At 71.8% G+C, this 19,338-nt stretch carries 14 protein-coding genes; 8 read left to right on the top strand and 6 right to left on the bottom strand.

The window, feature by feature from the left end; genetic code table 11:
• Nucleotides 1–193 precede the first annotated feature (193 nt).
• Nucleotides 194–1,213 carry a hydroxyacid dehydrogenase gene (locus M8I34_RS38910; RefSeq protein WP_250057827.1) on the bottom strand — a complete coding sequence of 340 codons (1,020 nt, stop codon included), beginning with the start codon at nt 1,211–1,213 and terminating at the stop codon, nt 194–196.
• A 204-nt stretch (nt 1,214–1,417) separates the two neighbouring features.
• On the opposite strand from M8I34_RS38910, the gene M8I34_RS38905 reads away from it, so the two are divergent.
• Entirely contained in the window at nt 1,418–3,463 is a 2,046-nt protein-coding gene (locus tag M8I34_RS38905; RefSeq protein WP_250057826.1) for a DUF2264 domain-containing protein, read from the top strand.
• Between the two features lie 252 nt (nt 3,464–3,715).
• Here the strand turns inward: M8I34_RS38905 and M8I34_RS38900 are convergent, their stop codons facing one another.
• Nucleotides 3,716–4,489, bottom strand: coding sequence for an SDR family oxidoreductase (locus tag M8I34_RS38900; protein ID WP_030986213.1), 774 nt, complete (start codon nt 4,487–4,489; stop codon nt 3,716–3,718).
• Nucleotides 4,490–4,679: 190 nt separating this feature from the next.
• A complete protein-coding gene (locus tag M8I34_RS38895; protein ID WP_250057825.1) occupies nt 4,680–5,345 on the bottom strand; it encodes an MOSC domain-containing protein in 666 nt (221 codons plus the stop codon).
• A gap of 346 nt (nt 5,346–5,691) precedes the next feature.
• Between M8I34_RS38895 and M8I34_RS38890 the strand changes: the two genes are divergently transcribed.
• Nucleotides 5,692–6,603, top strand: coding sequence for a LysR family transcriptional regulator (locus M8I34_RS38890; protein ID WP_030986215.1), 912 nt, complete (start codon nt 5,692–5,694; stop codon nt 6,601–6,603).
• Nucleotides 6,604–6,804: 201 nt separating this feature from the next.
• Here the strand turns inward: M8I34_RS38890 and M8I34_RS38885 are convergent, their stop codons facing one another.
• Nucleotides 6,805–7,137: a WhiB family transcriptional regulator gene (locus M8I34_RS38885; protein ID WP_030086059.1), complete on the bottom strand. Its 333-nt coding sequence runs from the start codon at nt 7,135–7,137 to the stop codon at nt 6,805–6,807.
• Between the two features lie 379 nt (nt 7,138–7,516).
• Between M8I34_RS38885 and M8I34_RS38880 the strand changes: the two genes are divergently transcribed.
• The 4 genes from M8I34_RS38880 (at nt 7,517) to M8I34_RS38865 (ending at nt 11,954) form a co-directional block, all read left to right on the top strand.
• Nucleotides 7,517–8,128: a response regulator transcription factor gene (locus tag M8I34_RS38880; protein WP_003948568.1), complete on the top strand. Its 612-nt coding sequence runs from the start codon at nt 7,517–7,519 to the stop codon at nt 8,126–8,128.
• 279 nt (nt 8,129–8,407) lie between these two features.
• Nucleotides 8,408–8,980, top strand: coding sequence for a sigma-70 family RNA polymerase sigma factor (locus M8I34_RS38875; protein ID WP_030086060.1), 573 nt, complete (start codon nt 8,408–8,410; stop codon nt 8,978–8,980).
• A gap of 139 nt (nt 8,981–9,119) precedes the next feature.
• Nucleotides 9,120–10,622, top strand: coding sequence for an IMP dehydrogenase (gene guaB, locus M8I34_RS38870; protein ID WP_250057824.1), 1,503 nt, complete (start codon nt 9,120–9,122; stop codon nt 10,620–10,622).
• Nucleotides 10,623–10,826: 204 nt separating this feature from the next.
• On the top strand, nt 10,827–11,954 hold the full coding sequence (locus M8I34_RS38865) for a GuaB3 family IMP dehydrogenase-related protein (RefSeq protein ID WP_250057823.1): 1,128 nt from the start codon (nt 10,827–10,829) through the stop codon (nt 11,952–11,954).
• 496 nt (nt 11,955–12,450) lie between these two features.
• Here the strand turns inward: M8I34_RS38865 and M8I34_RS38860 are convergent, their stop codons facing one another.
• Nucleotides 12,451–13,698: a nucleotide sugar dehydrogenase gene (locus M8I34_RS38860; protein WP_250057822.1), complete on the bottom strand. Its 1,248-nt coding sequence runs from the start codon at nt 13,696–13,698 to the stop codon at nt 12,451–12,453.
• A gap of 217 nt (nt 13,699–13,915) precedes the next feature.
• Here M8I34_RS38860 and M8I34_RS38855 point away from each other — a divergent pair, with 217 nt between their 5' ends.
• Nucleotides 13,916–15,622, top strand: coding sequence for a glycerol-3-phosphate dehydrogenase/oxidase (locus M8I34_RS38855; RefSeq protein ID WP_250057821.1), 1,707 nt, complete (start codon nt 13,916–13,918; stop codon nt 15,620–15,622).
• 80 nt (nt 15,623–15,702) lie between these two features.
• Here the strand turns inward: M8I34_RS38855 and M8I34_RS38850 are convergent, their stop codons facing one another.
• Nucleotides 15,703–16,953 (bottom strand): serine hydrolase, encoded by a 1,251-nt coding sequence (locus M8I34_RS38850; RefSeq protein WP_250057820.1) that lies wholly within the window; start codon nt 16,951–16,953, stop codon nt 15,703–15,705.
• Nucleotides 16,954–17,142: 189 nt separating this feature from the next.
• Between M8I34_RS38850 and M8I34_RS38845 the strand changes: the two genes are divergently transcribed.
• Nucleotides 17,143–19,323 (top strand): protein kinase, encoded by a 2,181-nt coding sequence (locus tag M8I34_RS38845; RefSeq protein WP_374211050.1) that lies wholly within the window; start codon nt 17,143–17,145, stop codon nt 19,321–19,323.
• The last annotated feature ends 15 nt before the right edge of the window (nt 19,324–19,338 follow it).

The following is a 19,338-nucleotide window of genomic DNA, read 5'->3' as shown; positions in this document are numbered from 1 at the left end:
GGTTCGGCGCCCCTGGGTTGTTTCCCCGCCGCCCACCCCGGTGTTGTTGTTTCCCCGCCGCCCACCCCCCTTCGGGGGGTGGGCGGGTGTGGTGGGCAGGAACCGCACGTGTGGTGGGGCCCGGAAGCGATGGACCCCCAGGCGCGTTGGGCGAGCCCACCGGGCCCGGCCGGTGTCCTACGGCAGGGCCCGGTCAAGCCGAGTGGGGCAGATGCTCCGGTCGTACGGGGCCGGTGAACGGGCGGCCCTGGGCGTAGCGTTCGAGTTCGTTGAGGGCGTGGTCGGCGAGGCGGTGGAGTTCGGTGCCCAGCGACCCCGCCACGTGGGGCGTCAGCAGGACGTTCGGCAGCTCGTACAACGGCGAACCGGCGGGCGGGAGTTCGGGCTCGGTGACGTCGAGGATGGCGTGCAGGCGGCCGGTGACCAGCTCGGGGAGCAGGGCCGTCTCGTCGACCAGGGAGCCGCGGGCAGTGTTGATCAGGGTCGCGCCGTCGGGCAGCAGGGCCAGTTCGCGGCGGCCGAGCAGATGGCGGGTGGCGGGCAGCTGCGGGGCGTGCACGGTGACGACGTCGCTGTCGACGCAGAGGGCGTCGAGGGGGACCGGGCGCACACCGAGCCGGGCGGCGTCGGCGTCGGTCACATACGGGTCGTGCAGCAGGACGCGCAGGTCGAACGGGCGCAGCAGCTCGATGACGCGGCGGCCGATGCGGGAGGCGCCGATGACGCCGACGGTGCGGCGGTAGTTGCCGGCGTCGGCGAGTTCGTGGTGCCAGTCGTGACGCGCGCGCAGGCCGCGGTAGCGGTGGGCGGAGTGCAGCACGCGTTTGTTGGCGAAGAGGATCGCGGCGAGCGTGTATTCGGCGACCGGGAGCGCGTTGGCGTCGGCGGCCGAACTGACCGCGATACCGCGCTCCCAGCAGGCGTCGGTGAGGTGGTGTTTGACCGATCCGGCGGCGTGGACGACGGCGCGCAGCCGGGGGGCCGCGTCCAGCACCGGGCCGGTGAGCGGCGGGGCGCCCCAGCAGGTGAGGAGCACCTCGGCGTCGGCGAGCGCGGCGGCGACCTCGGGAGGGGGGTCGGTCAGGTCGTGGGCGACGAGGTGTGGGTCGGTACGGGCGAGGGCCGCGAGGCGGGTGTGGTGGCGGGCGTCGAGGAGGCGGTCGGCGATGCCGGGGCCCATCGACAGCAGCAACGTGGGCCGGGAAGGCGGCATTTCCGCAGGTCCAGGGGCATTGTCAGTGGTGGGGTGCATAGTGAGGAACGTGCTCCTTCGCGGTCGCCCGTCGTTGTTCGTCACTTGCCGCTGCCGGCCGTGAGACCGGCTTCGATCCCATTCTCCGTCCCTTCGACTGACCTGCTGCCGGCCTCGGTTGAAGGATCCGCCGCCCGGCCGCCACCCACCGCCTCAGGGGAAGCCATGACCGAGCCCCAGCCCCAGCCCCAACCCCAACCCGAGACCCCACCCGAACGTCACCGGCGCTTTCCACGCCACCCGCCCCACCACTCCTTATCCCTCCCCTTCCCCCTCCCGCCCGAGGACCGCCGCCGCAGCCCGTACACCGGCTGGACCCGCGCCCACTGGGAAGCGACGGCCGACGGGCTGCTGCACGCCACCGCCCGCTACGCCTCCCCGCACCACGGCCTGATCACCTTCCCCGGCGCCCGCCCCAGCTCCTCGGGCCCCCGCTCGGACGGCCTCGAAGGCTTCGCCCGTACGTTCCTGCTCGCCGCCCTCAGAGTCGCCGGCAGCCACGGCCACGACCCGCACGACCACCTCCCCCGCTACGCCGAAGGCCTGGCCGCGGGCACCCGAAAGCCCAGCGCGGCACGCGAGATGACGCCCGCCGACCCCGACTCCTGGCCCCGCATCGACACCATCCGCCAGGCCCGTGTCGAAGCCGCCTCGCTCGCCCTCGGCCTGCGCCTGACCCGCCCCTGGCTCTGGGACACCCTCGACGACGGCATCCGCGCCCGCGTCGTCGACTGGCTGCTGCCCGCCCTCGGCCCGTCCCCCGTCGACAACAACTGGTGGCTCTTCGGCCTCACCGTCGGCGGCTTCCTCCGCGACGCGGGCATCGAGACCGTACGTGCCCAGGCCGCCATCGACCGCGCGCTGACCCGTATCGAGGACTGGTACCGCGGCGACGGCTGGTACTCGGACGGCGACAACCGCGCATTCGACCACTACAACGCCTGGGCGATGCACTTCTACCCGGTATTGCACGCCCACCTCGCCGGCGACCGGACACTCCTGGCCGACTACGGCGCACGTCTGCACGCCCAACTGGACGGCTACACCCGCCTCTTCGACGCCAACGGTGCGCCGATGCCGTTCGGCCGCTCCCTCACCTACCGCTTCGCCGCCACCGCCGCCCCGTGGCTGGGCGCCCTCACCGGCCATACTCCGCTCACCCCCGGTGCCACCCGCCGCCTCGCCTCCGGGGCCCTGCGCCACTTCCTCGACCGCGGCGCCGTCACGGCCGACGGCCTGCTACCGCTCGGCTGGTACGGGCCGTACGCCCCGATGCTCCAGAGTTACTCGGGCCCGGCCTCGCCGTACTGGGCGGCCAAGGGCTTCCTCGGCCTCCTGCTCCCCGCCGACGACCCGGCCTGGACCGCCCCCGAGGCAGCCCTGCCCGCCGAAACCGCGGACGCCGCCCACCCCCTCGGCCCCACGGGGCTGCTGCTGCACTCCACCGCCTCCGACGGCCTGGTACGCCTCCACAACCACGGCAGCAACTCCACCCTCGCCGCCCCCGACCCCTACTACGCCCGCTTCGCCTACTCGACCCGTACGGGCCCGACAGCGCCCACCGCCGCGGACCAGTCCCTGCCCGACAACCACTTCGCCCTGCTCATCGACGGCCACCCCACCACCCGCGGCCCCGCCACCCCCCAGGCCTCCGGCCCCGGCCGGGCCTCTTCCCTCCACACACCCCGTCACGCCGACGGCAGCGAACTCCCCGGCATCCGGATCCTGTCCGTCACCCTCGTCCACGGCCGCGCCGAACTCCGCGCCCATCTGGTCACCGGCGCCGCCCCCGGCACCCGCGTACGCCAGACGGGCTGGGCCACCACATCCGACGGCCCCACCGCTCAACTCCACCCCGTCCACGGCTACGACACCCCGGCCCGCCGGACCCCGACGGGGAGCACCCTCATCGCCCCCGGCACCGGCACCGAAACCGCCGTCCTGGAAGGCACCCTCACCTCCGGCCCCCGGGGGACCCTCTTCGTGGCCCTGGCTTCCCTGACAGGGGACCCGGACCCCGCCCCCGTACACACCCTGGCGACCGCACACCTCACGGGCCACGACATCCATGTCACCTGGCAGGACGGCACAAGCGCTCACCTGGCCCTGCCTCACCCGGCCAGAGGAGGTGGCGGGCTGGAGGGGCTGGAGCGGCTCGACGGGCCGGAGGGGCTGGACGGGCCGGAGGAGCTGGACGGGTCGGCGCCGTGATGCGGCAGCCCTGCTCCCGGAGGCACCACCCGCCCCCCGCCCCTCCGCCCCGTGCAGAGGAAAGGACCCACCCCCCCACGTCACCGCCCCCGGCAACCCAGCAAGCAACGCCGCGTCAGCAAACAACACCCGCGTCCGCACGCAACGCCCGCGCCCACGTCCGCAAACAACGCACGCGCCCGCGCCCGCACGCAACCCCCGCGCCCACGTCCGCAAGCAACCCCCGCGCCCGCGTCCGCAAGCAACGCCGCGTCAGCGAGGCCCGTACTTACGGCCGGTACGCGACGTGAGACCCCCCAGCACTCCACGCGGTGCCAACTTCGCGGCGCCCATGAGTGCCTTGTACCGCGGGTCCGGAATGGAGAGCGACTTCCCCCGCGTCAGGTCCTTCATCGCGGCGTTCACCAGCTTGTCCGCATCCAGCCACATCCAGCCGGGGATGTTGTCCGTCCCCATGCCCGCCCGCTGGTGGAACTCGGTCCGCACGAACCCCGGGCACAGCGCCATCAGCCGCACTCCGCTGCCCGCCAGATCCCGCGCGGCACCCTGCGTGAACTGCACGACCCACGCCTTGCTCGCGCCATAGGTGCCGCGCGGCACGAACGCCGCCACCGACGCCACATTGACCACCGCGCCCCGCCGCCGGTCCCGCATCCCGCGCACCCCGGCCGTGGTCAGCCGCAGCACCGCCTCGCAGTGCACCTTCAGCATCGTCAGCTCGTCGGCCATCGAGACCTCGAGGTACTCGCCCTTGTTGCCGAAGCCGGCGTTGTTCACCAGCAGATCCACCGGGTGCTTGGTGTCCGAGAGCCGCGCCTCGACGGCCGCGATGCCCTCCTCGGTGGCCAGATCGGCGCTCAGCACCTCCGCCTCGATGCCGTGCCGGTCGTGCAACTCGGTGGCCTGCTCGTGCAGTCGCTTCTCGTCGCGCGCGACCAGCACCACGCTGTGGCCGTCGCTCGCGAGCCGCCGGGCGAACGCCGCCCCGATGCCCGCCGTCGCTCCCGTGATCAATGCAGTCGTCATACGGGCACGCTATCCGCCCGCGGGCGCGACGCCCGAGCCCCTCCCCCCGGCGGCGCGGCCGCCCGCGCACCCCGCGCGACACACCCTCCGGCAACCGGTTCCGAGGCTCAGCCGTCCGGGACCCAGAAGGCCACTGCCTACCCGGGCCGCCCGCCCGGCGCCCCTGAGCCACCCCACCCGTCCCCGCGGCTCAATCCCCCTCCTGCCCCGCATACTTCAGCGCCTTCCGCCGTGCCTCCTCCGGGAGCGCGCCGCCCGCCTCCAGCAGCCGCGGCAGCAGCTCCCGCCGGCTGGTCAGGGCCCGGAACATCAGCTCGATCGTCACCTCGTGATCCGGGCGGTGCACCACCTCGACGGCGTCCCCCGCGCGGATCTCGCCCGCCTCGATCACCCGGAGATACGCGCCGGGCACCGCAGCCTGGGTGAACCGCTTGAGCCAGCCGCTCTCGCCGAGCCACCCGTGGAAGGTGCGGCAGGGGATACGCGGTGAGGTGACCTCCAGCAGCAGCTGCGGGCCGACCCGCCAGCGTTCGCCGATGCGGGCGACGGTGACCTCGACGCCCGACGTGGTGAGGTTCTCGCCGAAGAAGCCGTTGGCCAGCTCGCGGCCCAGCTCCCGCTGCCAGTCGTCCAGGTCCTCGCGCGCGTAGGCGTAGACGGCCTGGTCGTCGCCGCCGTGATGGCGCAGATCGACCACCGCGTCACCGGCCAGCCCGCTGCCTCCGGTGCCCTTGGGGCCGGGGGCGGTGACTGACACGGGGCCGTCCACGGGCCGCTTGTCGATGCCCGTGCCGCCCTCGGCGTCGGTGAATTCGGACGGGATGGGCTGCCCCAGGTTCACGGTCAGCAGCTTCATTCGGCGCTCCGTTGCTCGATCGGCGTGACCCGCGGCAGGCACGTCGAGGCACCCCCGACGCCACACACCACGGATCTCGGTCCACGCTAGGGGGTGTCTCCCCGATCTCCGTGGGCCTGCGACGCTCCCCCAGCTAACGCTGGGAGGTGCCCCCAGGCACCGCACCTCGCCGCGTTGTCGGATCGTCCCCGTACGCCCAGTACGGGGACGATCCTCCGCCTTGCGATGCACGGCACCAGACGCCGCAGGCTGATCCACGGAGATCGGAGAGACCCCCCTAGCTAGTTCCCCAAAAGCATCGACCCAATTTTTCCCGATCAACCCAAGACCGGCTTATGCTCGAATCATGATCGAGGCCCGTCATCTCCGCGTGCTGCGCGCCGTCGCCAGGACGGGCTCGTTCTCCGCCGCCGCGCGTGAGCTGGGCTGCACCCAGCCGGCCGTCAGCCAGCAGATGAAGGCCCTGGAGCAGTCGGCCGGCACCCCGCTGCTGGTCCGTGCGGGCCGTGAGATGCGGCTGACCCAGGCGGGCGAGGCGCTCGTACGGCACGCCGTCGGCATCCTGGCCGGGCTCACCGCCGCCGAGGAGGAGATCGCGGCCATCGCGGGCCTGCGTGCGGGCCGGGTGCGGCTGGTGTCCTTTCCCTCCGGCAGCTCGACGCTGGTGCCGACCGCCCTGGCGAAGATGCGCGCCGCACACCCGGGGACCCGGGTCTCGCTGGTCGAGGCCGAGCCGCCGCGCTCGATCGAGATGCTGCGCAACGGCGACTGCGAGATCGCGTTGGCCTTCCGCTATCCGGAGGTGCGCGGCGCGGACCCGGCGGCCGGGGCCGAGTGGGACGACCTGGTGGCACGGCCGATCCTGGCGGACCGGCTGATCGGCCTGGTGCCGGACGGCCACCGGCTGGCGAAGGCGGGTACCGCCCGGTTCGCCGACCTGGCCGACGAGGCCTGGATCGCGGGCTGCCCCCGCTGCCGCAGGCATCTCGTCGAGGTCTGTGAGAGCGCCGGCTTCACCCCGCGCATCGACTTCGCGACGGATGACTACCCGGCCGTGATCGGCCTGGTCGGCGCGGGCCTGGGGGTCGCCGCGCTGCCGGAGCTCACCTTGGAGTCGGTACGCCCCAAGGGGGCCACGGCGATACGTATGGAGCCTGCCGTGCACCGCGAGATCGTCGCGCTCACGCTGCCGGACCTGGCACATGTCCCCGCCGTCGCGGCGACGCTCGACCGGCTGGCGGATGCCGCGGGGCGCTGAGGGGGCCGCGCACGTCCGCGCCCGCCCGTAGCCGCCGAACGGCACGTTCCGGCGGAAAACCCCTGGCCGTACGGTCCGCCGGACCCGTCGCACGGCCTGGTCGCACCGAACCCGTCCCTCACGGCAGCACTCTCCCGCCACAGCCCTGTCGGCGTGCGGCCATGCAGGAACGTTTCTTCAGGGGTGATGCGCTCCTGAAGTTCAGGCGCCGGGGACGCCCGTGGGACCGGTCATGGAGGACGCGGGGATCAGCCGGTGGCGGGCCCGTCCCATGAGTTCCTCGCGTTCGTCCTCCGTCAGGCCGCCCCACACCCCGTAGGGCTCACGGACGGCCAGCGCATGCGCCGCGCACTCGGCCCGTACCGGGCAGCGCATGCAGACCTCCTTCGCCGATGTCTCACGCGCGCTGCGGGCCGCTCCGCGCTCGCCCTCGGGATGGAAGAAGAGCGAGCTGTCCACACCGCGGCAGGCGGCGAGCAGCTGCCAGTCCCAGAGGTCTGCGTTCGGGCCCGGGAGGCGGGAGAAATCTGCCATTGCTTGTCCCCTCGAAGCGATGCTGATTCGGGCTCGGTGCTCACGACGGTACATCTACTGTCGAAGTAGATGTAAATATGACTCATTGCGAATCTAGTCATAGTCACCATGAAAATGGAAGAAAGAGAGCCAAATAGGGCATAGGGTGCACGCGCGGATGCCGGGCGCCCGATGAGTCGTCTGCGTATCCGGCTCCTCACGGAGCGTGTTGAACTCGGTCGCCGAAGCCGTAACTCTTTCGGGTGACCGTCGTTGAGAGTGCGGAGGCGATTGGCAGAGGTAGTCGTCGGGCAGATGTCCGAGGCCGCCAATCGCACAGGTGACGATACGTACCAGCCTGGAGGCTCAAGGTGACGCGCATCAGCTGCGGAGGGCGGTCATGACATCCGTCCTCGTCTGCGACGACTCCCCGCTTGCCCGAGAGGCGCTCCGTCGGGCGGTTGCGACCGTGCCCGGCGTCGAGCGTGTGACGACCGCGGCCAACGGCGAGGAAGTCCTCCGCCGCTGGGGTGCCGATCGTTCGGATCTGATTTTGATGGACGTACGGATGCCCGGTCTCGGCGGTGTCGAGACCGTGCGCCGGTTGCTGTCCGCCGACCCGGGCGCCCGGATCATCATGCTCACGGTGGCCGAGGACCTGGACGGTGTCGCGCTCGCGGTCGCCGCCGGCGCCCGCGGCTATCTGCACAAGGACGCCTCGCGCGCCGAACTGCGGGCGACGGTGACCCAGGCGCTCGCCGATCCGACGTGGCGGCTCGCCCCGCGCCGGCTGCGGTCCGCCGAGATGGGTGCCGCGCCGACGCTGACCGCGCGCGAGATCCAAGTACTGGAGGGCATGAGTCACGGCCGTTCGAACGCCGAGATCGGCCGTGAGCTGTTCCTGTCGGAGGACACGGTCAAGACCCACGCCCGGCGCCTTTTCAAGAAACTCGGCGCCTCCGACCGGGCGCATGCGGTGGCCCTGGGCTTCCGCTGGGGACTGGTCCGCTAAGGCGTTGTGACGTGCAGCGATGCGGGGGAGTGAAGATCCCCGCCCGCCCTGCGGCGGGCGGGGCGGCAGGGTGCCCCGCAAGCCGCCGCGTTCGTCGGCGGTCCGTTTCACCGCGCGGTGCCGCATCCTTGAGGTATGGAGTTCCTCGGGGACGGGTCGGTCGGGCACGAGGGGAGGGCGCAGGACATGACAGCCGGCGCACCTGCCGCGCATAACGCTTCAGTGCACAAGTACGGACCTGATGCCGCGGATCGAGCGGCACCAAGGCACCATGGTCCGATGCGTGATGACGGGAAGCAGGAAATCGGCGCTCTCGTCGCACGAGCCGTCGAGGGGGACCAGCGGGCCACGCACGATCTGCTGGCCCATGTGCACCCCCTCGCCCTGCGCTACTGCCGCACCCGGCTGTCGAGGCTGCCGGGTGACGCGCGGCACTTCGTCGAGGATCTGGCGCAGGAGGTGTGTGTCGCGGTGCTGTGCGCGCTGCCGCGCTACCGCGACACCGGCAAGCCCTTCGAGGCGTTCGTCTTCGCGATCGCCGGCCACAAGGTCGCCGATCTTCAGCGGGCCGCGATGCGGCACGGCAGCACGGCCGTGCCGTCCGACGAGATGCCCGAGCAGCCGGACGACTCCCTCGGCCCCGAGGAGCGGGCGCTGCTGAGCAGCGACGCCGAGTGGGCCAAGAAGCTGCTGGCGAATCTTCCGGAGAACCAGCGTGAGCTGGTCCTGCTGCGGGTCGCCGTCGGGCTGACGGCCGAGGAGACCGGGCAGATGCTGGGGATGTCGCCCGGTGCGGTGCGGGTCGCCCAGCACCGTGCGCTCAGCAGGCTGCGGGCGCTCGCGGAGCAGTAGCAGATCCGCACGATGGATGGCGGAATATCACCGTAGAAATACACAAGTGACGAGGCCCTCATCGCTCGTGGATTGGGACACTTCCTTAGGCCGTTAGCATGGGAGTCCGCGCTGAGGCAAGAGCATTGGGGAAGGTGTCATGAGTGACAACGTCGACGGTATGCCCGCCAAATTCGCCATGCTCGGGCTGACATACGACGACGTGCTGCTGCTGCCCGGTGCGTCGGAGGTGCTGCCCAACGCGGTGAGCACCGCGTCCCGGGTCTCGCGCAACGTCGCGGTGAACATCCCGCTGCTGTCCGCGGCGATGGACAAGGTCACCGAGGCGCGGATGGCCATCGCCATGGCGCGGCAGGGCGGCGCGGGCGTACTGCACCGCAACCTGTCCATCGAGGACCAGGCCAACCAGGTCGACCTGGTCAAGCGCTCCGAGTCCGGCATGGTCACCGACCCGATCACGGTCCGTCCCGGTGCCTCGCTCGCCGACGCCGATGCGCTGTGTGCCAAGTTCCGCATCAGCGGGGTGCCGGTCACCGACGCCGCGGGCAAGCTGCTGGGCATCGTGACCAACCGCGACATGGCCTTCGAGATGGACCGCAGCCGTCAGGTCCGCGAGGTCATGACGCCGATGCCGCTGGTCACCGGCAAGGTCGGCATCTCCGGCGAGGACGCCATCGAGCTGCTGCGCCGCCACAAGATCGAGAAGCTGCCGCTGGTCGACGACGCGGGCGTGCTCAAGGGCCTGATCACCGTCAAGGACTTCGTCAAGGCGGAGAAGTACCCGAACGCCGCCAAGGACGCCGAGGGCCGGCTGGTCGTCGGTGCGGCGGTGGGTGTCGGCGACGCGGCGTACGACCGGGCACAGGCGCTGGTCGAGGCCGGTGCCGACTTCCTCGTCATCGACAGCGCGCACGGCCACAGCCGCGGCATCCTCGACATGATCGCCAAGGTCAAGTCCAACATCAACGTCGATGTCGTCGGCGGCAATGTCGCGACCCGTGACGGCGCCCAGGCGCTGATCGACGCCGGTGCCGACGGCATCAAGGTCGGCGTGGGCCCCGGCTCCATCTGCACCACCCGCGTCGTCGCCGGTGTCGGCGTCCCGCAGGTCACCGCGATCTACGAGGCGGCGAAGGCCGCGAACGCCGCGGGTGTGCCGCTGATCGGTGACGGCGGCCTCCAGTTCTCCGGCGACATCGCCAAGGCCATCGCGGCCGGTGCGGACACGGTCATGCTGGGCTCGCTGCTGGCCGGCTGCGAGGAGTCGCCCGGCGAGATGGTCTTCATCAACGGCAAGCAGTTCAAGTCGTACCGCGGCATGGGTTCGCTCGGCGCGATGCAGTCCCGTGGCCAGGGCCGGTCCTTCTCCAAGGACCGCTACTTCCAGGACAACGTCCTCTCCGAGGACAAGCTGGTCCCCGAGGGCATCGAGGGCCAGGTGCCCTACCGCGGCCCCCTCTCCTCGGTCGCGCACCAGCTCGTCGGTGGTCTGCGCGCCTCCATGGGTTACGTCGGCTCCGCCGACATCCCCGAGCTCAAGGAGAAGGGCCACTTCGTCCGCATCACCTCCGCGGGCCTCAAGGAGAGCCACCCGCACGACATCCAGATGACGACCGAGGCGCCGAACTACTCGCGTCGCTGAGTGGGGCGCGGCTCCGGCCGGGGTCCGGGGGCCCCCGGGGCATGGGGCCGGATGACGACTGAGGCGCCGCACTACAGCCGGCGCTGAACCTGCGCGTACGGTTCGTGCCGTACGCCATGCGGAAGCCCGCGGCCGCACCCCGGCCGCGGGCTTCGCCATGTCGGGGATACTGGGACAGCAGACGTAGAGGGAAAGGCCACACACGTGACTGAGATCGAGATCGGGCGCGGCAAGCGCGGCCGCCGGGCATACGCATTCGACGACATCGCCGTCGTACCCAGTCGCCGCACCCGCGACCCGAAGGAGGTCTCGATCGCCTGGCAGATCGACGCCTACCGCTTCGAGCTGCCGTTCCTGGCCGCTCCCATGGACTCGGTGGTCTCGCCGCAGACCGCGATCCGCATCGGTGAGCTGGGCGGCCTGGGCGTCCTCAACCTGGAAGGCCTCTGGACCCGTTACGAGGACCCGGAGCCGCTGCTCGCCGAGATCGCGGAGCTGGACGGCGCCGCCGCCACCAAGCGGCTCCAGGAGATCTACGCCGCGCCGATCAAGGAAGAGCTGATCGGGCAGCGGATCAAGGAGGTGCGGGACGCCGGTGTCGTCACCGCCGCCGCGCTGTCGCCGCAGCGTACGGCGCAGTTCTCCAAGGCCGTCGTGGACGCGGGCGTGGACATCTTCGTGATCCGCGGGACGACGGTCTCCGCCGAGCACGTCTCCTCCGCGGCTGAGCCGCTGAACCTCAAGCAGTTCATCTACGAGCTGGACGTCCCGGTCATCGTCGGCGGCTGCGCCACGTACACCGCGGCGCTGCACCTGATGCGTACGGGCGCGGCCGGTGTGCTGGTCGGCTTCGGCGGCGGCGCCGCGCACACCACGCGTAACGTCCTCGGCATCCAGGTCCCGATGGCGACCGCGGTCGCCGATGTCGCGGCCGCGCGCCGCGACTACATGGACGAGTCCGGCGGCCGCTACGTCCACGTCATCGCCGACGGCGGTGTGGGGTGGTCCGGCGACCTCCCGAAGGCGATCGCCTGCGGCGCCGACGCCGTGATGATGGGCTCCCCGCTGGCCCGCGCCACGGACGCGCCGGGCCGCGGCCACCACTGGGGCATGGAAGCAGTGCACGAGGACGTGCCGCGGGGCAAGCGGATGGACCTCGGGGCGGTCGGCACGACGGAGGAGGTGCTGCTGGGGCCGTCCACGGTTCCTGACGGCTCCATGAACTTCTTCGGCGCGCTGCGCCGGGCGATGGCGACGACCGGCTACTCGGAGCTGAAGGAGTTCCAGCGGGTCGAGGTGACGGTGTCGCCGTCGCAGCACGACGTCCGCTGACGCGGCGTTTCCCACGTTGCCGGGTGAGCCCCTCGTACCTCGTCTGTTGTTCTTTTCCCGCCTTCGGCGGGGGCGGGGTTGGCTGTGTGGGGTGGGGCCCCGGTGGCGTCCGTGGTGACGGTGGCGGGGGCTCCGGGGTGTGTTGCCGGACTGCTTCGCTTTACGTCCGGCAACACACCCCTCCACCCCCGCCCCCTCCCGTGAGCTGAGGGGCTCCACCCCGGTGGGGGAGCAGGAGAAAACCAAAGACCGGAAGCTCGGCCAGGCCATCCCACGGCGCGGCCGAGCTTCTGGTCTTTCAGAACATCCCCCACCGGGCGGCGGCCGCCATCCCGAGCGGGAGGGGGTGGGCCGGAGGCCCGCCACCGGCACCACCACGAACAGCAAGCGGCCCCCGCCCAAACCCCATCCCCCGCCGGAGGCGAGACGCGGCCCCGCCCAACCCCCACCCGCCGAAGGCGGAAACAGGCATGGCGCCGCAGCCGAAAACGTGGGATTACAACCGGTGCGCCGCACCGGTAGGCGTCGCGCCCCTCGTGTCCAGCAGCAACTGCGCTTTCACCGACAGCCCTTGCAGGTCGTACGTGCGGTGTGCCTGGAGCAGCACCGTCAGATCCGCCGCGGCGGCGGCCTCGTAGAGGGAGTCGGCCCGTGGGACCGGCCGACCCAGGACGTTCCACTGGGGGACGTACGGGTCGTGGTAGGTGAGGTGGGCGCCCAGCTCCATCAGGCGGGAGGCGATCTCGCGGGACGGGGAGCCCGCCTGGTCGCCGATGTCCGGCTTGTAGGTGACGCCGAGCAGCAGGATGCGGGCGCCGCGGGCGGACTTGCCGTGTTCGTTGAGGAGGGTGGCGCAGCGCTGGATGACGTAGCGCGGCATACGGCCGTTCACCTCCTGGGCGAGTTCCACCATGCGCAGCGGGTGGCCGAGGGAACGGCCTTTGTAGGAGAGGTAGTTGGGGTCGATGGGGGCGGCGTGGCCGCCCACTCCGGGGCCGGGGCGGAAGGACTGGAAGCCGAACGGTTTGGTTTCGGCGCAGCGGATGACGTCCCACAGGTCGACGCCGATGTCATGGCAGAAGACCGCCATCTCGTTCATCAGGGCGATGTTGATGTGGCGGTAGTTGGTCTCCAGGAGCTTGGCGGTCTCGGCCTCGCGGGGGCCCCGGGCGCGTACGACCTTGTCGGTGAGGCGGCTGTAGAAGGCGGCGGCGGCCTCCGTGCAGGCGGGGGTGAGGCCGCCGATGACCTTGGGGGTGTTGGCGTAGCGGTGGGTGCGGTTGCCGGGGTCGTGGCGGCCGGGGGAGCAGGCGAGGTGGAAGTCGCGGCCGGCGGTGAGGCCCGAGCCCTCCTCCAGGAGCGGGCGCAGGAATTCCTCGGTGGTGCCCGGGTAGGCGGTGGATTCGAGGATCACCGTGGTGTGCGGGCGCAGCTGTGCGGCCAGTGTGCGGGCGGCGTCGGCGAGGGCGGTGAGGTCCAGTGCGCGGTCCTCGCCGAGCGGTGTGGGCGGGCAGAGGACCGCGGTACGGACCCGGCCGAGGGTGGTGGGGTCGGTGGTGGTGCGGAAGCCGGCGGAGAGCAGGCGGCGGAGTTCGGTGGCGGTCAGCGGCCCGTCGGCGCCGGAGAGGGCGGCGATGTGCGGGTCGGGGTCGTAGCCGATGGTGCCGATACCGGCGGTGGTGGCGGCCTGGGCGAGGGGGAGGCCGAGGTGACCGAGTCCGATGACGGCGAGGTCTGCGGGCATGCTGCGGCCGTCCTTCCCGAGCGACTGCGAATGACGTGTGCGCACGACGTATGCGGATGGCGCATAAATACACTAAGCGGATATTTGACACAGAATAGGGATTGATGGATCAAGGCGGCGGGGTGTTGCCGTCGTGAGCGAAGGGTGGATACCGGCACGCAGCGCGGACAGAATCGACGGACGGCGGGTGTGGCGCCGATCACAGCGGGAGGCAGCGGTGAAGATAGCGATACTGGGACCGGCGCAGCGGGCCGAGGCGCTCGCCCGAATGGCGGAGCGAGAGCTGGACATTCTCGTGGTCGGCGGCGGAGTCGTCGGCGCGGGGACAGCCCTGGACGCGGCGACCCGCGGTCTGGCCACCGGGCTGGTGGAGGCGCGCGACTGGGCCTCGGGCACGTCCAGCCGGTCGAGCAAGCTCATCCACGGCGGTCTGCGGTATCTGGAGATGCTGGACTTCGCGCTGGTCAGAGAGGCGCTGAAGGAGCGTGGGCTGCTGCTGGAGCGGCTGGCGCCGCATCTGGTCAAGCCGGTGCCCTTTCTGTATCCGTTGCAGCACAAGGGCTGGGAGCGCTGGTACGCGGGCTCGGGTGTGGCGCTGTACGACGCGATGTCCGTCTCGTCGGGGCACGGGCGCGGGCTGCCCCTGCACCGGCATCTGTCGCACAAGCGGGCCCTGCGGGTGGCCCCCTGCCTGAAGCCGGATGCGCTGGTCGGCGCGCTTCAGTACTACGACGCGCAGATGGACGACGCGCGCTATGTGGCGACGATGGTGCGGACCGCGGCCGCCTACGGGGCGCAGGTCGCCAACCGCGCGCGGGTGGTGGGTTTTCTGCGCGAGGGCGAGCGGGTGGTCGGCGCGCGGGTGCAGGACGTCGAGGGCGGCGGCGAGTACGAGATCCGGGCGCAGCAGATCGTCAATGCCACCGGGGTGTGGACGGATGACACCCAGGCGCTGATCGGCGAGCGCGGGCAGTTCCATGTCCGTGCGTCGAAGGGGATTCACCTGGTGGTCCCCAAGGACCGGATCCATTCGACGACCGGGCTGATCCTGCGGACGGAGAAGAGCGTTCTGTTCGTCATCCCGTGGGGGCGGCACTGGGTAGTGGGGACGACGGATACGGAGTGGAATCTGGACAAGGCGCATCCGGCGGCCTCCAGCGCGGATATCGACTATCTGCTGGAGCATGTGAACGAGGTGCTGGCGACTCCGCTGACCAGGGACGATGTGGAGGGCGTGTACGCGGGACTGCGTCCGCTGCTGGCCGGGGAGTCGGATGCCACCAGCAAGCTGTCCCGGGAGCACACCGTCGCGCACCCGGTGCCGGGGCTGGTCGTGGTCGCGGGCGGCAAGTACACGACGTACCGGGTGATGGCGAAGGACGCGGTGGACGAGGCGGTGCACGCCCTCGACCAGCGGGTCGCGGAGAGCGTCACCGAGGACATTCCGCTAGTCGGGGCCGAGGGCTACAAGGCGCTGTGGAACGCGCGGGCCCGGATCGCGGCGCGCACCGGGCTGCATGTGGCGCGCATCGAGCATCTGTTGAACCGGTACGGCTCGCTGGCCGAGGAGCTGCTGGAGCTGGTGGTGGCCGATCCTTCACTGGGCGAACCGCTGGCGGCCGCGGACGACTATCTGCGGGCCGAGGCGGTCTACGCCTGCACACACGAGGGCGCCCGCCATCTCGACGACGTACTGACCCGGCGCACCCGCATCTCCATCGAGACCTTCGACCGGGGCACCCGCAGCGCCCGGGAGGTGGCCGAGCTGATCGCACCCGCGCTGGGCTGGGACAGCGACCAGATCGAGAAGGAGATCACGCACTACCAGAAGCGGGTCGAGGCGGAGCGCGAATCCCAGCGGCAGCCGGACGATCTGACGGCGGATGCGGCGCGGCTGGGGGCTCCGGACATCGTGCCGCTGTAGGCCCGTAGGCCCGTGGGCTGCACGCGCCGGGGTGTGTCCTCCGGATCAGCGCGACCGCGTGGATGATCCGGAGGCACGCCCTACGGGCGCCGTGCCGCGCAGAACTCCGCGGTCAGCACCGCCGTGCCGGGCGCCGGGTCGGGCAGGGTGTCGGTGTTGGCGCGGTAGCTGACGATGTGGCGGCCGTCGGCGGTGCCCGCGGTGCGGGCGTAGGAGCCGTTGATGTCGCCGTTGTGACCCCAGACCGTGACCCCGCAGGGCAGCCTGGTCGCGTAGAGGCCGAGTCCGTACGCGCCGTCGGTGCCCTTCTCGTTGCGTATCTGGGCCATCTGGCGCGGCGCCAGGAACTTTCCGCCGAGCAGCGCCGCGAAGAAGCGGTTGAGGTCGCCGAGGGTGGTGACCATCTCGCCGGCCGCGCCCGCCCGGCTGGGGTCCAGGGACGTGGCGTCCACCCGCCGGGCACCGGCCCGGGAGTACGCGCGGCCGTGCGGCTCGGGCAGGACCGGGTCGGTGCCGGGGAAGGAGGTGTGGTCGAGCCGGGCGGGGACGAGGATGCGGCGGCGGATCTCCGTGGCGTACGGGTTGCCGGTGACCGCCTCGATGACCAGGCCCAGGACGAGGTAGTTGGTGTTGGAGTAGGCGTACCGGGTGCCCGGTGCGGCCACCGGCGGGTGGCTGAGGGCGATCCGCAGCAGCTCGGCCGGGGTGTGGCTGTCGTAGCGGTGGGCGCCGAAGCCCTTGCCGTAGAGCTGCTTCGAGAGCCGGGGGTCCTGGGTGTAGTTGAACAATCCACTCGTATGGGCCAGCAGCTGGCGGATCGTCACCCTCCGTAGCTCGCTGCGGTCGCCGTCGCCGGTGGCCGGTACGCCGGGCGGGAGGTGGGCGGCGGCGTGGTCGTGCAGGGTCAGCCGGCCCTCGGCGACGAGCTGAAGGACGACCGTGGCGACCAGGGTCTTGGTGAGGCTGCCGGCCCGGAAGTGGTCCTGCGGGGCCATCCTGCGGCCGGTGCGCAGATCGGCCACGCCGGCCGTGGAGTAGCGCGCGGCGGCGAACCCGTCGCGGGTGATGAGGGAGGCCGCGCCCGGGGCCCCGTCGTCGACGAGGCGGTGCAGCGCGTGTGCCGTCGTCGCGGGCGGCCGTTCGGGTGTCCCGTGCGCGAGGGGGACCGAGCGGATCTGGCCGGCACAGGCCGCCAGGGCCAGAGCGGCCAGCGTGGCCAGGCCACCCGAACGGAGCAGGGCGCCCGAAAGCGCCACGGCACGGCGGCGGACGGCCGGCGGCTGCGGGCCCGGCGCGGCGGTTGCGGCCGGGCGAGGCGAGCGCTTCGGCATCGGGACTCCCGTTCGTCGGGGCCATCATGACGGGTACGCGGTGTAGTCCGGCACCGACCCGGGCCTTCCGCATCGCTGCGGATGAGGGAGAATGAAGGCTCTGCCAGGGTGGGTTGTCCGAGTTGGGCCAGTTTGGTGATCGATGGGACGTCGAAGCTGCCAACTCGGCTGGATTGCAGAGGGGATTCAGTGGGCGACGAGGTCGAGATGGACGGCAAGGGGGGCAGGCTGCTCGCCGGGCGGTACCGGCTCGCCGATGTTCTCGGCCGGGGCGGCATGGGCACCGTGTGGCGGGCACGCGACGAGGTCCTGGGCCGCACGGTCGCGGTCAAGGAACTGCGCTTTCCGGGCGGGGTCGAGGAGGACGAGAAGCGTCGTCTGATCACCCGCACGCTGCGTGAGGCCAAGGCGATCGCCCGGATCCGGAACAACGGCGCGGTGACGGTCTACGACGTGGTCGACGAGGACGACCGCCCGTGGATCGTGATGGAGCTGGTCGAGGGCCGCTCGCTGGCCGAGGTCGTACGCGACGACGGCCCGCTCACCCCGCGCCGCGCCGCCGAGGTCGGCCTGGTGGTGCTCGATGTGCTGCGCGCCGCGCACGCCGAGGGCATCCTGCACCGCGATGTGAAGCCGTCCAACGTCCTGATGTCCGACGACGGCCGGGTCGTGCTGACCGACTTCGGTATCGCCCAGGTCGAGGGCGACCCCTCCGTGACCTCCACCGGCATGCTCGTCGGCGCCCCCTCCTACATCTCCCCGGAGCGCGCCCGCGGCCAGAAGCCGGGCCCGCCGGCCGACATGTGGTCGCTGGGCGGTCTGCTGTACGCCTGTGTCGAGGGCGTGCCGCCGTACGACAAGGGCTCGGCGATCGCCACGCTGACGGCGGTGATGACCGAGCCGGTCGAGCCGCCGAAGAGCGCCGGTGCGCTGGAAGAGGTCATCTACGGCCTGCTGGTGAAGGACCCGGCGGCCCGGCTGGACGACGCCGGTGCGCGGGTGCTCCTGGAGGACGTCGTCCACGCCCCCGAGGCGCAGACGCCGGAGCCCCCGATGGACGCGACCCGGGCGATGGCGCTGCCGACGGTGCCCCGGGAGCGGGCGGAGCCGAAGTCCAGGGCCACGCCGAAGTCCAAGGCCACCCCGAAGCCGAAGCCGAAGCCCGCCGCGAAGTCGCGGGTGACGCGGGGGGCGAAGCCGGCGGCCGCCCCGGCGGCGGAGCCTGCCGCAGGGAACGCGCACACGTCCGGCGGCGGTACGGCGGACGCAGGCAGATCCGCCGGCGCCGGCCCGGGCAAGAGCAAGGCCGGTGCCGCCCGCACCGCCGCGGCGAGCGCGCCGGTGCGCACCGAGCGCCCGCAGAAGAAGGCAGCCGACGCGCCGGCGGAGAAGGCCGGCGGGCCGGACCGGGCGGATGCGGACCGTACGGGTGCAGCCGGTTCGGGCGTGGACCGTCCGGCGGGCGCCCGCCCCGGATTCGACGCCGAGGCCGCCAAGGAGCGGTTGCGCGCCGTCCTCCAGTCCGTGCGCGGCGCCGCCGCCGCGGTGACGGCCCGTATGGACTCCGGATCCGGTGACGGGAACCGTTCGCCCGCGCGCGCGTCGGTGACCGATGTCGTCCCGCGCCGCACCCTGATCATCGTGGCCGTGGTCGTCGTCCTGGCGGTGCTGGGCACGGTGCTGGCCGTCACGCTGGGCGGCGACGACTCGGCGAAGAAGAGCGGCAAGGCGTCCGGCAAGCAGGACACGTCGTCGTCCGCGAGCCGGGCGAAGCCCTCGACGGACGCGGCCGACGCGAGCGGGGACAAGGCGAAGGGCCAGGCCCCGTCGAGCCCGCAGCCGCCGTCGAACGTCACCCCGGCCGAGGACAACGGCGGCAAGGACGACGGGGGCGGCAAGGGCGGCAAGGCCCTGCCGGACGGCTTCTCCGAGCTCACCAACGGCAAGTTCCACTTCCGTATGGCGATGCCCAAGGGCTTCCACCAGACCGACACCGCGGGAGAGGGGTCCGGCGCCATATACAGCACCTCGGGCGGCTTCCCGCGTATCCAGATCGACTACAACGCCAAGCCCGGCACCGATGCGGCGGCCTCCTGGCGCAGCCTGGAGCCGGCCGTGCGCTCCTCCAGCGAGGACTACCACCTCATCGGCATCAAGTCGGTGAAGTGGCGGGGCTATCCGACCGTCGCCGACTGGTCATTCACCCGTCGGCAGAACGGCGAGAAGGTACGGGTGCTCGACCGTGGCTTCAAGGCCGATGACGACCACGGCTACGCCATCATGATCACCTGCAAGGCGGACGCCTGGTCGGACAAGGCCTGCCAGCAGATGATCACGACCGCGTTCAAGACCTTCGCGCTGAAGGACTGAGCGGAGCGCCGGGCA

The sequence above is a fragment of the Streptomyces sp. MCA2 genome, assembly GCF_023544705.1.
GTDB lineage: Bacteria > Actinomycetota > Actinomycetes > Streptomycetales > Streptomycetaceae > Streptomyces > Streptomyces decoyicus.
This window is presented reverse-complemented; position numbering and strand designations above follow the sequence as displayed.

Bases quoted from the DNA above. Each gene is read 5' to 3' on its own strand.
- M8I34_RS38895 (WP_250057825.1), bottom strand. From the start codon at position 5,345: ATGAAGCTGCTGACCGTGAACCTGGGGCAGCCCATCCCGTCCGAATTC.
- M8I34_RS38860 (WP_250057822.1), bottom strand. From the start codon at position 13,698: ATGCCCGCAGACCTCGCCGTCATCGGACTCGGTCACCTCGGCCTCCCC.
- M8I34_RS38880 (WP_003948568.1), top strand. From the start codon at position 7,517: ATGACATCCGTCCTCGTCTGCGACGACTCCCCGCTTGCCCGAGAGGCG.
- guaB (WP_250057824.1), top strand. From the start codon at position 9,120: ATGAGTGACAACGTCGACGGTATGCCCGCCAAATTCGCCATGCTCGGG.
- M8I34_RS38875 (WP_030086060.1), top strand. From the start codon at position 8,408: ATGCGTGATGACGGGAAGCAGGAAATCGGCGCTCTCGTCGCACGAGCC.
- M8I34_RS38850 (WP_250057820.1), bottom strand. From the start codon at position 16,953: ATGCCGAAGCGCTCGCCTCGCCCGGCCGCAACCGCCGCGCCGGGCCCG.
- M8I34_RS38905 (WP_250057826.1), top strand. From the start codon at position 1,418: ATGACCGAGCCCCAGCCCCAGCCCCAACCCCAACCCGAGACCCCACCC.
- M8I34_RS38890 (WP_030986215.1), top strand. From the start codon at position 5,692: ATGATCGAGGCCCGTCATCTCCGCGTGCTGCGCGCCGTCGCCAGGACG.
- M8I34_RS38900 (WP_030986213.1), bottom strand. From the start codon at position 4,489: ATGACGACTGCATTGATCACGGGAGCGACGGCGGGCATCGGGGCGGCG.
- M8I34_RS38910 (WP_250057827.1), bottom strand. From the start codon at position 1,213: ATGCCGCCTTCCCGGCCCACGTTGCTGCTGTCGATGGGCCCCGGCATC.
- M8I34_RS38885 (WP_030086059.1), bottom strand. From the start codon at position 7,137: ATGGCAGATTTCTCCCGCCTCCCGGGCCCGAACGCAGACCTCTGGGAC.